We start from the raw sequence: 12979 nt of genomic DNA, 5'->3' as shown, positions 1-12979 counted from the left end.
GTGGGGGGGGGGGGGGGGGGGGGGTGTTCGGGGGGGGGGCCTGTGCGCCCTTCACCCCCCCCCCCCCCCCCCCCCCCCCCCCCCCGGGGGGGGGGGGGCCCCCCCCCCCCCCGCGCCCGGTGAAAACCGTTCTAGCGTTCGTCGTCTTCGGTCCAGGCGCCGATGACCGGCGGCGGGGTCGCCTCGTTGGCGCCGAAGGCGTCGTCCGGGTCCGGCTCGATGAGGAACGACGCGTGCGTGTGCTCCTCTTCCTGCTCGGCCTGCGCGCCGTGGGCGCCCATGCCCATGCCGCCGCCCATCCCCTGCATCGGCGGCGGGGTGGCGCCACCACCGATGGTGCCGCTGGAGGACACGATGCCCTGCTGCGGCACGGCCTGGGACGCCGCGCTCTGCGCGGGGCCGCCCTTTTCGGTCGCCGCCGCGTCGGTGCTGTCGGTGTCCTTGGCGCCGGACTTGTTGCCCTGCCCGAGCGCCTTGCCACCGGCGTAGCCGAGAGCGCCGCCGAGCCCGGCCGCGGTGAGGGCCTGGCCGAGTCCGTTGCCGCCGCTCGCCGGGGCGTGCGGGGTCATCGGGGCGCCCGCGCCGGAAGCGACGCCGGCACCCGGTGCGAGACCGGAAGCCGGCAGGTTGCCCGCGGCGGGGGTGTAGCCAGCCTGCGAGAACGAACCCGCGTCCGGACCGGCGTGGATCGGAGCCGCGCCGCTGCCCTGCACGCCGCCGTAGCCGTGCGTGCCGGCGAGGACGGGGGTGCCGGAGACGGCGCCGGAGTTGAGGCCACCGCCGCCGACGTTGCCGACACCGCTGAACGAAGCGCTGTTGTGCGTGGCGGTCGGCTTCATGCCGAGGGATTCGGGGCCGAAGCTCGGGGTCGAGCTGTCGACCTCGCTCATCTCCTTGGTGTAGGCCTCAAGGAACCTGGCCTGCTCCGCCCGCACTTCCTTGTCCTGGTCGGCGAGGGGCTTCTGGTCGGTGATCATCCCGACCGGGCCCGCCGCCAGCGCCTGGCCCATGGCCTTCTCGGGGCTGTAGTCGGTCGGCTTCGGCATGAGCTTGACCTTGGTGGCGGCGTCAGCCTGCTTCTGCAGCCTGTCCGACATCGTGTGCGCGGCCTCGGAGGCCTGCGAACCCGAGTTCGCGATGGCGACCAGCGAACCCTGCGCGGCCGCCGCGCCCTGCCCGATCCAGGCGGCGCCCAGTTCGGAGATCGCGTTGTAGAGGTCGTTCGACGCCTGGCTCAGCTTGCTGCCGTGCGAACCCCAGGACTGGCTGATGGCGGTCGCGGTGCTGGGGTCGTTGCCGAGGTTGGCCTGGTTCCACAGGTCCTGGCTGCTCGGCGCGCTCTCCCAGTTCGGCGGGTTCGTGATGGCGCGGTCGGCGCCGATGTCGAAGCCGTCCGAACGGCCTCGCGCGGAGGACACGATGTTCGCGGACTCCGAGTTGTCGCCGAGCTGGACCGGCGTGGTGCTGGTGCTGCTCTCGCCGTAAGAGTCGGCGCTGTGCTTCGGTGGCATGGCTTTCTGACTCCCCCTCAGACGTTCCGGAACGGCTCGGCCGCGGCCTGGTCGATCTCGTGGTAACGGGCCATCGCGGTGACGATGCCGGACTCGGCCGCCTCGTACTGCTGGTACAGGTTCTGGAGGGCGGCGGTGTAGGAGTCGCCGCCGCCGTCGGCCCGGTTCGCGACCTTCGCCGCGATCGCGTTGCCGACCGGGTTGTTGCCCAGCTTCGGCGCCTGCCCGAGGTCACCGGCGCTGTGGAGCAGCGCCTCGACGGTGTCCTTTCCGGTGCGGATCTTGTTCAGTGCGGTCTGGGCCGCGTCCGGGTCGATCCCGACCTGCCCCTGAGCCGCGGCGTTCTTGAACGCGTTCGCGTCCGCCAGGCTGCTGTTCCCCATCTGAGCTCTCTCCGTTTCCCCCGGGCCAGGCCACGACGGCTTCGTGGCAAAGGTCTTCGCATAGGTTAACGCACTTGATCGCAGCCTATGACGCGTTCTCGGTGCTCAGGGTTCCGCATTCCCGCATACCCGGGCAAGTGGTTCTCAGGACGTGTAGACGTGCGGATCCAGGGTGCCGATGTAGGGCAGGTCCCGGTAACGCTCCGCGTAGTCCAGGCCGTATCCGACTACGAATTCGTTAGGGATGTCGAACCCGATGTACTTGACCGGTACGTCGACCTTGACCGCCTCCGGCTTGCGCAGGAGCGAGACGACCTCCAGCGACGCCGGGTTCCGGCTCGCGAGGTTCTTCAGGAGCCAGGACAGCGTCAGCCCGGAGTCGACGATGTCCTCGACGATGAGCACGTCGCGGCCGGCGATGTCGCGGTCGAGGTCCTTGAGGATCCGCACCACACCCGACGACGACGTCGCCGAGCCGTAAGAGGAGACCGCCATGAACTCGAGCTGGGAGGGAAGGGGAAGCGCCCTGGCGAAGTCGGTCATGAACATCACCGCGCCCTTGAGCACGCCGACGAGCAGGAGGTCTCCCTGCCCGGAGCCGGGGCCGTCGGCCGGGTAGTCCGCGGCGACCTGTGCGGCCAGCTCGGCGATCTTGTCGTTGATCTGCTGCTCGGTGACGAGCACGGAGGCGATCTCGCCTTCGTACACAGGACGTTCCCCTCTAGGTGGTGGAATGGGGTGGTTCGAGGGAGAGCCTGCCATGCGCCCGCGCGGCCACCAAGTCGCCCGGTAGCCAGACCCCGCCCTGACCCCGCCAGTTCCCCACCAGCGCGTCGACCGAACGCAGATGGGCGTCGGTGAGTTCGCGGACCCCGGAGTCCAGCAGCCACCTGCGGAGGACGCGTCGCCGCAGCGCGGGCGGTTCGGTGGCGAGCACCGCGACGTCGAGCCCTTCGCCGGTGAAAGCACGCAGGTGGACCTCACCCGCGAGTGTGTCCAACGCCTCGGTGTCCTCGCGCAGTTGCGCCGCCGTGCGCGCGAGCGAGCCCGCGACACCGCCGGACAGCACCTCCTCCAGAAGGGGCAGTACTTCCGTCCGTAACCGGACACGGGTGAACCGCGGGTCCTCGTTGTGCGGGTCCTGCCAAGGGTCGACGCCGAGCGCCTGGCACGCGCGCCGGGTGGTGGCGCGGGTGACGCCGAGCAGCGGCCGTCCCCATGGCGGATCGTGCGGCCGCATCCCGGCCAGCGAACGCGGTCCGGAACCCCGGCCGAGGCCGAGCAGGACCGTTTCGGCCTGGTCGTCGAGGGTGTGGCCGAGCAGGACGAGGCCACGTCCGTCCGGCAGCGCCGAGCGCAAGGCACCGTAGCGTGCCCGGCGGGCCGCGGCTTCCGGTCCACCCGCGCCCTCGACGCGCACTTTCAGCACCTCGGCGGTGCCCGCGCCCAGTTCTCGCGCGGTGCGCGCGGCCAGGGCGGCGGTTTCGGCGGAACCGTCCTGGAGACCGTGGTCGACGACGAGCGCCCGCACCTTCAGCCCCGCGCGGGAGCCGACGAACGCCGCCGCTTCGGTCAGCGCCAGGGAATCCGCGCCACCGGAGACGGCGACGCAGACTTCCTCCGCGACACTCGCCGACGCGAGGAATTCCCGCACGGCAGTCCGCACGGCCGCGATCGCCGGATCCGGTCCGCTCACCCGTGCAGGCGCCGCACCCAGGCCGCCGGATCGGTGATCTCGGCCCTGGTCGGCAGGGTGTTCGGCGACGTCCACACCGCGTTGAAGCCGTCCATGCCCACGGCGTCGACGACGTGCTTGGTGAACTTCGCGCCTTGTTCGTACTGGCGCAGCTTCGCGTCCACGCCGAGCAGGCTGCGCAGCACGCGGTCGATCAGGCCGCCGCCCTTGCGCCGGGCGGTGAACCGCGAACGGATCAGCTCGACGCTCGGCACGACCTGCGGTCCGACGGCGTCCATCACGAAGTCGGCGTGCCCCTCCAGCAGGGTGGAAAGGGCCAGCAGCCGGTCGAACACCGCGCGTTCGCTCGGCGACTGCAGGAGTTCGGCGAGGCCGGCGCCGCCCGCCTTGCCCTTGCCGATCTGCTTGATGGTGTCCGGCAGGCGGCCGACCAGATCGCTCAGCCCGTCCGCGTCCCGGCCGGCGAGCCCGCCGATCAGACGCTCGACCTCGTCGGCGAAGTAGTCGCGCAGCCAGGTGACCGCGGTGAACTGCAGCCGGTGGGTGCATTCGTGCAGGCAGACCCACAACCGGAAATCGTGCCCCGGCACGTCCATCGCGCGCTGGGCGGCGACCACGTTCGGCGCGACGAGCACCAGCTGGCCACGGCGATCCGGCCCGCCGAACGGGTCGTACTGCCCGAGCACGCGGGAAGCCAGGAAGGCGAGCACGAGACCGGTCTGGACCCCGGCGCCACCGGCCAGCACGGGCGCCAGCGGGCCGCCCTGCGCTTCCGGCAGCGCGCGGCCGGTGAGCGCGTCGAGGCCAGCCGCGGCCGAGCGGACCCAGCCGGGCCTGTCGACGACTTCGGCGGGCAACAGCGGCAGGTCGAGGCCGAGCCCGGTCAGCTCGCGGACGTGCCCTTCGGCCTCGCTCGTCAGGTCGCGTAGCTCGGCGACGGCTTCATCGGCCTCTTCGCGGTCGACCACCGGACCGCCGCGCACCAGGAGGGCGCCCGTCGAGGCGGCCAGGGACCAGTCGACCATCGAACGTGTCTTGGTCGGCGTTTCCTCAGTCACTCTTATGACGCTACCCGCTGAAAGACCGGATTCCGTCCCGACTTCCTCACGCTCCGATTCCGGTCGCTCACCTGCAGCCGCATTTGTGCAGGGTCGCCGCGACGACGTCGAGCGCGGCCCTGCCCTTGTTCTGATCGGAACCGGACGACATCAGCGCGAACACCAGCATCCGGCCGTCGGTGTCCAGCACCACGCCCGCCAGGGTGTTCACCCCGGACAGCGTCCCGGTCTTGCCGCGCACCCAGCCCCGGCCCGCCGACGACGCCGGATCGCCGTAGCGCTTCTCCAGCGTCCCGCTGCCGCCCGCGACGGGGAGGCCCGCCAGCAGCGGCCGCAGCTTGGGCGTCCTCGGGTCCTTGCCGTCCGGCGCCGCCGCGACCGCGAGGATCTCGCTGAGCACCTTCGCCGGGATCTTGTTCTGGTCGGACAGTCCGCTGCCGTCGTTGATCTGGACCCCGGTGAGATCGAATCCGGCCTGCTTGAGCACGTCCATCGTCGCGGCCGCGCCGCCGGTGAACGACGGCTCGGCACCCTTCGCGAGCGCGACCTGGCGGGCGAGGACGTCGGCCATCAGGTTGTCCGAGAGCTGCAGCAGCGAGTTCGCGAACTCCGTCAGCGGCTGGGACTTGACTTCGCCGAGCACCTTCGCGTCCTTCGGCGCCGTCGTCGTACCGCCTGCTTGGGCTTCGAGCTTCCCGGCGATCTTCTGGGTCAGCGCGGCCGCCGGATTCGCGACGCGGGGCGAGTGGTCGTTCTTCGGGTCGGTGCGTCCGCCGTCGGCCATCACTGGGAGGACCGGCGCCATGTAGGTGTTCCCGGCGGTGGTGTCCTCCGGGTCCCAGCCCTTCGCGGCCGTCGGCCCCTTGAACAGGCTGATGTCCAGCTGGACCTTGGAGACCTTGCCGCCCACGGCCTTCTTGACCTGGGCGACGAGGTCGTCGACGTGCGCCGCGCCCGGGTACAGCGGTGAATCGGTGCCCAGCGGCAGCGCGGTCAGCGAGGGGTCGCCGCCCGCGACGAGGACGACGGTGCCCGGCTCGGCGCCCTGGACGATCTTCGTCGAGAACTGCGTCCCGTGCTCCATCGACAGCAGCGCGGCCGCCACGACGAGGATCTTCGTGGTCGACGCCGGGGTCAGCGGGGTGCCGGAGTTCTTGTCCCACAGGACTTCGCCGGACGCCGCGTCCACGACGGTGCCGGTGAGCGTGCCCAGGTCCGCGGCACCGGCGGGACCGGCCAGCGCGGCCGAGAGACCTTCCTTCGTCGGCCCGGCGCCGTTGATGTCCGGTCCGTGCAGGACCCGGGTGACCCCGGCGGGCTTGGGGATGTCGCCCTTCGGCGCGTTCGGCGCCCAGGGCAGGCCGAGCCGGTTCGACACCTTCGGCATCGCGGCGGCGCCGCCCATCCCGGCGAGCAGCAGGACGACGACCAGCGTCGTGATCAGCAGGGCCTTGCGTTTGCGCTTCGGTTTCGGCGCGGGCGCGGCCTCGGTTTCGGCGGCCGGAGGTTCCTGAGACGGCGGCTCGGGTCGCTGGATCCCGACGGTCGCTTCAGAGTCGAAGCGCTCTTCGGCGGGCTCGATGCGGACCGGGCGAGCATGCATGGTCGCGGACGGGACCGGCGCGGGCCGCGGCTGCTCGACCCGGCTCTGCTCGGGACGGCGCGGGGGCTCCGGCCTCGGCTCGGGTTTCGGGGGCTCGGGTCTGGGGGGCTCGGCGCCATGGTCGAACTGATCCCAGTCCGGTTTGTCTGTTTGCCGCGGCTGGACGGGCTGGACGAAGACCGTCTTCGGCGCTTCAGGCTCCTTCGGCTGCTCGACCGGCGTCGCCGGCTCGAAGGCGGACCACTGCGGTGTCGGGGTCTCCGGAACGTCCGGCTCCTCCTCCACCTCGACGACGGGCTGGAACCACGAGCCACTTTCGGGTGTGACCTTCGGCACTGACAGCTCTTCGGTCTTGCCGTTGGCCAGGCCCGTCATGGGCAGCCAGACGGTGGCCTCGCTCCCCCCTTTGGTGCCCTTGGGCTCGGCGGATGAGGTGTCTTTGTCGTCCGACGGCCACCTCGGGGCATCGTTTTCCGGCACGCAACACTCCTTCATCCACCGTCCGGGGAAGGGGCCAAGCTCACATACGACCACATCGATGCGACCGCCCGAGCCCCCGTGGTCCACACTAGTGAAGACAAGACCATGAACGCGGTGAGCCGTCCGCGACGGCGGGGCGTACCAAAGACGAGAGCAGCGAGGCCGGCGTGGAATTCGACGTCACTATCGAAATCCCCAAGGGGGAGCGCAACAAGTACGAGGTGGACCACAAGACCGGGCGCATCAAGCTGGACCGGACACTGTTCACCGCCACCCAGTACCCCGCCGACTACGGGTTCATCGACGACACCCTCGGCCAGGACGGCGACCCGCTCGACGTGCTGGTGCTCGTCCAGGAGCCGACCTTCCCGGGCTGCCTGATCCGCTGCCGCGCGATCGGCATGTTCCGGATGACCGACGAGAAGGGCCCGGACGACAAGGTCCTCGCGGTGCCGACGAACGACCCGCGGCTCGAGCACCTGCGCGACATCCACCACCTGAACGAGTTCCACAAGCTCGAGATCCAGCACTTCTTCGAGGTGTACAAGGACCTGGAGCCGGGCAAGAGCGTCGAGGGTTCGAGCTGGGTCGGGCGTTCCGAGGCCGAGGCGGAGATCAAGCGTTCGCTCGACCGTGAGACCGACCGGCTGGCCAAGGAGGCCGTCGACGGTCCGGCGCACTAGTTTTCGGAGTGCCGAAGGGGCCCTTCACCGCATCGCATGCGGTGAAGGGCCCCTTCGCGTCTCTGCGGCCGGCCCCTACGCCGAGTAGCCCGGGATCGGGAACGGCGCCAGGAACTCGCGGATCTCGGCGGCGATGGTGTCCAAAGCGGACTGTTCCTCGCCCGCCGCCGCGGTGATGGTGCGGTCGATCCACTCCGCGACCTTGACCTGGTGCTCCGGCTTGAGCCCGCGCGTGGTGATCGCGGAGGTGCCGAGCCGGATGCCGGACGGGTCGAACGGCTTGCGCGGGTCGAACGGCACGGTGTTGTAGTTCAGTTCGATCCCGGCGCGGTCCAGCGCCTGCGCGGCGGGCTTGCCCGGCACGTTCTTGTTCGTCAGGTCGATCAGCAGCAGGTGGTTGTCGGTGCCGCCGGACACGAGGTCGTAGCCCCGCTCGACCAGCGCCTCCGCCAGCGCACGCGCGTTGGCGACGATCGCGTGCGCGTACTCGGCGAACTCCGGCTTCCGCGCCTCGCCCAGCGCGACGGCGATCGCGGCGGTCGTGTGGTTGTGCGGGCCGCCCTGCAGGCCGGGGAACACCGCCTTGTCGACGGCCTTCGCGTGGTCGGCGTCGGAGAGGATCATCGCGCCGCGCGGACCGCGCAGTGTCTTGTGCGTGGTCGTGGTGATGACCTGCGCGTGCCCGACCGGCGACGGGTGCGCGCCGCCCGCGACCAGCCCGGCGATATGCGCGATGTCGGCGACGAGGACGGCGTCGACCTCGCGGGCGATCTCCGCGAACGCCGGGAAGTCGATGGTGCGCGGGATCGCGGTGCCACCCGCGAAGATCAGCTTCGGCCGGTGCTTCAGCGCGAGTTCGCGGACCTGGTCGAGGTCGACGCGGCCGGTCTCCTTGCGGACGCCGTAGCGGACCGGGGTGAACCATTTGCCGGTCGCGGACACGCTCCAGCCGTGCGTGAGGTGGCCGCCGTCCGGCAGCGCCATGCCGAGCACGGTGTCGCCCGGCTTCGCGAAAGCGAGGTACACCGCGAGGTTCGCCGGGGAGCCGGAGTACGGCTGGACGTTCGCGTGGTCGACGCCGAAGACGGCCTTCGCGCGTTCGATGGCGAGATTCTCGACCTGGTCGATGAGCTGCTGGCCCTCGTAGTACCGCTTGCCCGCGTAGCCCTCGGAGTACTTGTTGGTGAGGACGGTGCCCGTCGCCTCGAGTACGGCCTGGGAAACGTAGTTCTCGGACGCGATCAGGCGGATCTTGTCGTGCTGGCGCTTCGCCTCGTCCTCCACGAGCCCCGCGATCTGCGGGTCGGCGGCGGCGAGGGCGGAAAGTTCGGGCTGGTGTGTCATCGGACGTACTCCTGCCAGAGACGGCCGGACCCAGGCGCGCGGTACCGGCCTTGTCGTCGCTTCCCGGTGGTGCTCCACCTCAAATGGCGCCAGTCGCTGGTGCGGACCAGCCTAGAGCACGGAGCGGGACCCGGCGTGCGGACGATGTCCGGCGCACCACCGGCGGCTGCAGCCCGCCGTGCGATCGCAGAACGCCTGTGCGCACACGGCGCAGCGTTTGATCCGGCGCCAGCCGCCGAACGCGACCAGTTCCGCCAGCCCGGAGGCTCCGGCGACCAGGTCCCCGCAGCCGGGCCACGCCGTCACCTGCACCAACCGCCACCCTTTTCCGGACTCGACCAGCCGCGGCGCGGCGCCGGTCCCGGCGAGGATCCGGTTGAGCCGATCGGCGGCGGCGTGCTCGTCCGGCAGTGCCGAGACGACGCCGGTGAGCCACGGATTCCCTTTGGGACAGCAGCCTTTCCGCGACCTCGAGGGCCGGGTCGAGGTCGTGGAAAGGCGGGACGATCACGTGCTTGCGCGTCACGGTTCTTCGATCGCGACGCCCATCGAGCGGGCCGTGCCCGCGATCGTGCGCATGGCCGCTTCGAGGTCGCCGGTGTTGAGGTCCGGCAGTTTCCGCTCGGCGATCTCGCGCAACTGCTCCTGGGTCAGCTTCCCGGCGACCTCATGCCCCGGACGGCCGGATCCCTTGCCGCCCAAGGCTTTCTTGATGAGGAACGACGCGGGCGGGGTCTTCAGCCGAAGTTCGAAGGACCGATCCTCGAACACCGACACGACCACCGGGACGATGTCGCCCCGCTGCGCCGCCGTCGCCGCGTCGTAGGCCTTCTTGACCTCGACGAGGTTCACGCCGGTCTGGCCGAGGGTCTTCCCGAGGTCGACCACCGGCGCGTTGCCGGCGGTCAGCTCGAGGGTCGCCTGATGCGTTTTCTTCTTCGACTTCGGTGCCATGCACCCGAAGCTATGGTCTCCAGTTACTGGAGAGTCAATCGATCGGCTTGACGCTTTCGGCGTGACGGCGCGCCAGCTCCTGGTAGATCTCCGCGTTGTGCTCGACCCAGACACGGGCGGTGCCGTCGAGCGGGACGTGCTTCTTCGCCGGGCTGCCCATGGCGACCGTCTCCGGCGGGACGACCATGCCGGGCGTCACCGTGGCGCCGGCCGCGACCAGGGCCTTCGCGCCGATCTGCGCCTTGTCGAGCACGGTGGAGCCGTTCCCGATCAGCGCCTGCTCGCCGATCGTGCAGTCGTGCACGAGGCACTGGTGCCCGACGGTGACGTTCTTGCCGACCTCGGTCACGCCGCCGTTGACGTGGATGACCGAGTTGTCCTGGATGTTGGCGCCCTCGCGGATGAGGATCTTCCCGAAGTCGGCGCGCAGCACGGCGCCGTACCAGACGGAAGCGCCCTTCTCGACGACGACATCACCGATCAGGGTGGCGGTGGGGGCGATCCACGCTTCGGGATCCACCTGGGGACGAAGCCCCTCGAATTCGAACATCGGCATGCCCCGCACCCTATGCGCGAATGTCCGTGAAGGCCCCCTTGAGAGACCTAGAGTCCCTCAAGGAGGCCTTCACGGAACGTCGCTCAGCCGATGGCGGTGTTCAGCAGGAGGTCCACGGCCTTGTCGTTACGGGTGGTCTCCCGGACGATCACCTCGTCGGGAGGGTAGAAACCGGGGTTCGAACCCCGCGGGTACATCTCGAAGGTGAAGCTCAGGATCTTGTGGGTGCCCCACATCCAGTCGTCGATCGTCCCGTCCGTGATGTACAGGTCGCTCGACTGCTGCGGCGTGTAGCCGTTGGTCGCCGCCAGCTGCCGCCCCAGCGTCTGGAACCGCTGCGCTTCGGCCGCGGTCATGCCGGGGGCGGTGTCGTTGTAGGTGAAGCCGAACGGCCACAGCACGAGCTCCGAATAGGTGTGGAAGTCGATGCTCGCCTTGATCTGCTGGACGCCGCCGATCTTGCGCGAGTTCACGAAACCGGACACCGCCTTGGTCTCCGGGGCGGAGAACGCCGACGGGCCGCGGTAGGTCTCACTGGTGGTCGAGCCCGACGAACCGCCGCAACAGCCCCAGTTGTAACCCCAGTTGCGGTTGGTGTCGGTGCCGTTGCCCTGGCGGTTCTTGCGCCAGTACTTGTAGCTGCCGCCGGAGATGTCGTACTCCGAGCCGTCGGGGTTGACGTTCGGGATCACGTAGATCTCGGTGCTGTCGACGAACCGTTTGATCGCCGGGTCCGAGGCGTAGCCCTGGGTGAACCGGTTCACGATCCGCAGGCACATCTCGGTGGTGAGGTGCTCACGCGCGTGCTGGTTGCAGGTGAACAGCACCTCGGGCTCGTTCTCGTCGGTGCCGACGTTGTCGCTGATCTTGAGCATGTTCAGCGCACGGCCCTGATACGAGTTGCCGACGCTGCTCAACCGCGCGATCGACCCGAAGTTCGACTGGGCGTTGCGCAGCTCGGTGGTGACCTCGGCGTAGTTGTGGAAGCCGGAATCCGACGGCGGGAAGTCGTTGATCGCGTTCGTGCCCGGATTCTCCGACCGGTCGACCACGCCGCGCTGCTCGACGCGGTAGCCGAGCGAACGGATCTTCGCCGCGTCGCGCGCCTCACCGATGAACGTGGTCGTGCCGCCCGCGGAGCCGAGGACGTCGACGCCCAGCCGGGAGATCTGGGTGCGCTGCTGGGAGGTCCCCGTGCCGAAGACCTCGTAGATCTGGACCTGCGCGTCCTCGGCCTGCTGGTCGGCGGTCGCCGGACTCGCGGCGACCGGGATGGTGAACGCCGCGACGGCCGCGATCGCCACGGCCATGCACCGTCTTATGCGCATCGCATGTCTCCTAGCTCTGGGCAGGGGAAGGGGAACCTCACCATGGCCGGAGCCGGGATACCGAACAATCCGTAACGGTACGGATCTAATGCGTATTTCTAGCCGTAGTTCGCGAAACAGAGCGCTTCGATGTCACCACGCAGTGCGGCGAACGGCCGCCGCCGCACGCGCTGCTGGACGATCGCGCCGAGCAGATAGGACAGCAGGGCCCGTGCCCGCGCCCGGGGGTCTTCGACGTCGAGCGGGGCGAGCAGTTCCGCGAGCAGTTCGGTGATCGAGGTCAGCATGACGTCGATGGCCTGAGGGTGCTGCGCGCGGCCGGCGGCGATCCAGTACTCGAACCAGAGGAAGGCCGCGTTCGGACGGCCGGAGAACTCGGCGAGGAAGGCCTCGAGCGCGGCGAACAGCCGCTCATCCGGGTGATCGTGTTTCGCCGAAATTTTGCGCAAATCGGCGGTGAAGGTTGTGATGTGCGCCGCCATCGCGCGGTCGATCAGGACGTCGATGTCGGCGAAGTAGTAATGAATCGCACTCTTCGTGAGCGGCCCGGCGTCCGCGATCGCCCGCACGGTGCAACCCGCGAGCCCGTCCCTGGCGAGCACGACCCGCGCCGCTTCGACGATCTGTTCCTGTTTCTGCAGCTGATTGGGGGAGAGCCGCGCGCTGCGGCCGGGAACGGCGGTCACGAAGTTCCTTACACCAAGTAGTCAGGACACGAGCCCTGAAGCTTAGGGCACTCGTCCTGGCCGATCACAGCGGGTGAAAAATCTAGGTGGCTAGCCGCCGATCCGTAGCGGACAATGCCCGGCATGGTGACCTCAGGGGACAACGGGTTCAGCCCGGCCGCGCGACGGCAGCTGGAGAAGGAACTCGCCGATCTGCGTGCGCAGCGCGACGCGATGGCGCCGCTCGTCGGCGAGCAGGAACGAACCGGCGACGCCGCCGATCAGGCGGAGGTGCTGGACCGCGCGGAGGCCGCCGCCTACCTCGAGCGGCGGATCGCCGACGTCGCGGCGAAACTCGAACACGGCGGGCGCAACAGCAAGGGCCTGCTCCCCGACGGCACCACCGTCACCCTCAGGTTCGCCGACGGCGACGAAGACGAACTCCACATCGTCACGATCCCCGGCGAGGACGCCGACGCCTCCACCGTCACCTCGGACAGCCCGCTCGGCCTGGCGCTCGTCGGCGCCAAGGAGGGCGACGAGATCACGTACCGGACGCCGCGCGGCGAGACCAGCGCCACCGTCGTCACCCTGAAGCCGCCTGCCTGACCTCGGTCCAGGTGGTGGGGGGGGGGGGGGGGGGGGGGGGGGGGGGGGGGGGGGGGGCGGCCGCCACCCACCCCCCCCCCCACGCCCCCCCGCCGCGGCCGGCGGCCCG

General features: G+C 70.1%; 14 protein-coding genes. 2 read left to right on the top strand and 12 right to left on the bottom strand.

Annotated elements, in window-relative coordinates; translation table 11 throughout:
* Nucleotides 1–131 precede the first annotated feature (131 nt).
* The 6 genes from ACIRGA_RS36650 to dacB form a co-directional block, all read right to left on the bottom strand.
* The gene (locus tag ACIRGA_RS36650) at nt 132–1511 is read right to left on the bottom strand and encodes a WXG100 family type VII secretion target (RefSeq protein WP_400950476.1); all 1380 of its coding nucleotides are present in this window, start codon (nt 1509–1511) and stop codon (nt 132–134) included.
* Nucleotides 1512–1528: 17 nt separating this feature from the next.
* Entirely contained in the window at nt 1529–1894 is a 366-nt protein-coding gene (locus ACIRGA_RS36645) for a hypothetical protein (RefSeq protein ID WP_400950471.1), read from the bottom strand.
* Between the two features lie 144 nt (nt 1895–2038).
* On the bottom strand, nt 2039–2602 hold the full coding sequence (hpt, locus tag ACIRGA_RS36640; protein ID WP_016337783.1) for a hypoxanthine phosphoribosyltransferase: 564 nt from the start codon (nt 2600–2602) through the stop codon (nt 2039–2041).
* Nucleotides 2603–2615: 13 nt separating this feature from the next.
* Entirely contained in the window at nt 2616–3590 is a 975-nt protein-coding gene (gene tilS, locus ACIRGA_RS36635; RefSeq protein WP_400950462.1) for a tRNA lysidine(34) synthetase TilS, read from the bottom strand.
* A complete protein-coding gene (locus ACIRGA_RS36630; protein ID WP_400950486.1) occupies nt 3587–4615 on the bottom strand; it encodes a zinc-dependent metalloprotease in 1029 nt (342 codons plus the stop codon). Before ACIRGA_RS36630 ends, tilS begins: the two co-directional genes overlap by 4 nt.
* Nucleotides 4616–4715: 100 nt before the next feature.
* Nucleotides 4716–6731 (bottom strand): D-alanyl-D-alanine carboxypeptidase/D-alanyl-D-alanine-endopeptidase, encoded by a 2016-nt coding sequence (gene dacB, locus ACIRGA_RS36625; RefSeq protein ID WP_400950458.1) that lies wholly within the window; start codon nt 6729–6731, stop codon nt 4716–4718.
* Nucleotides 6732–6898: 167 nt separating this feature from the next.
* Here dacB and ACIRGA_RS36620 point away from each other — a divergent pair, with 167 nt between their 5' ends.
* Complete coding sequence (locus tag ACIRGA_RS36620; RefSeq protein WP_400950454.1) at nt 6899–7414, top strand: inorganic diphosphatase; 516 nt, start codon at nt 6899–6901, stop codon at nt 7412–7414.
* A 75-nt stretch (nt 7415–7489) separates the two neighbouring features.
* Here ACIRGA_RS36620 and glyA read toward each other — a convergent pair whose 3' ends face one another.
* The 6 genes from glyA to ACIRGA_RS36590 all read right to left on the bottom strand — a co-directional run bounded on the left by glyA (nt 7490) and on the right by ACIRGA_RS36590 (nt 12282).
* Nucleotides 7490–8758, bottom strand: a complete 1269-nt coding sequence (glyA, locus tag ACIRGA_RS36615) for a serine hydroxymethyltransferase (protein WP_400950449.1) — start codon at nt 8756–8758, stop codon at nt 7490–7492.
* Between the two features lie 111 nt (nt 8759–8869).
* Nucleotides 8870–9070, bottom strand: a complete 201-nt coding sequence (locus ACIRGA_RS36610; protein WP_400950445.1) for a hypothetical protein — start codon at nt 9068–9070, stop codon at nt 8870–8872.
* 210 nt (nt 9071–9280) lie between these two features.
* Entirely contained in the window at nt 9281–9712 is a 432-nt protein-coding gene (rplK, locus tag ACIRGA_RS36605; RefSeq protein WP_007028514.1) for a 50S ribosomal protein L11, read from the bottom strand.
* A gap of 34 nt (nt 9713–9746) precedes the next feature.
* Complete coding sequence (locus tag ACIRGA_RS36600; RefSeq protein WP_400950442.1) at nt 9747–10268, bottom strand: gamma carbonic anhydrase family protein; 522 nt, start codon at nt 10266–10268, stop codon at nt 9747–9749.
* Nucleotides 10269–10351: 83 nt separating this feature from the next.
* A complete protein-coding gene (locus tag ACIRGA_RS36595) occupies nt 10352–11578 on the bottom strand; it encodes a M14 family metallopeptidase (RefSeq protein ID WP_400950480.1) in 1227 nt (408 codons plus the stop codon).
* A gap of 116 nt (nt 11579–11694) precedes the next feature.
* Nucleotides 11695–12282 carry a TetR/AcrR family transcriptional regulator gene (locus tag ACIRGA_RS36590; protein ID WP_037335180.1) on the bottom strand — a complete coding sequence of 196 codons (588 nt, stop codon included), beginning with the start codon at nt 12280–12282 and terminating at the stop codon, nt 11695–11697.
* A 123-nt stretch (nt 12283–12405) separates the two neighbouring features.
* Here ACIRGA_RS36590 and ACIRGA_RS36585 point away from each other — a divergent pair, with 123 nt between their 5' ends.
* Complete coding sequence (locus ACIRGA_RS36585) at nt 12406–12870, top strand: GreA/GreB family elongation factor (protein WP_400950439.1); 465 nt, start codon at nt 12406–12408, stop codon at nt 12868–12870.
* Nucleotides 12871–12979: the final 109 nt, after the last annotated feature.

The organism is Amycolatopsis sp. NPDC102389, from assembly GCF_044765885.1.
Lineage (GTDB): Bacteria > Actinomycetota > Actinomycetes > Mycobacteriales > Pseudonocardiaceae > Amycolatopsis.
Note: the sequence above shows the minus strand (reverse complement) of the source record. Positions and strands in the feature narration are given on the sequence as shown.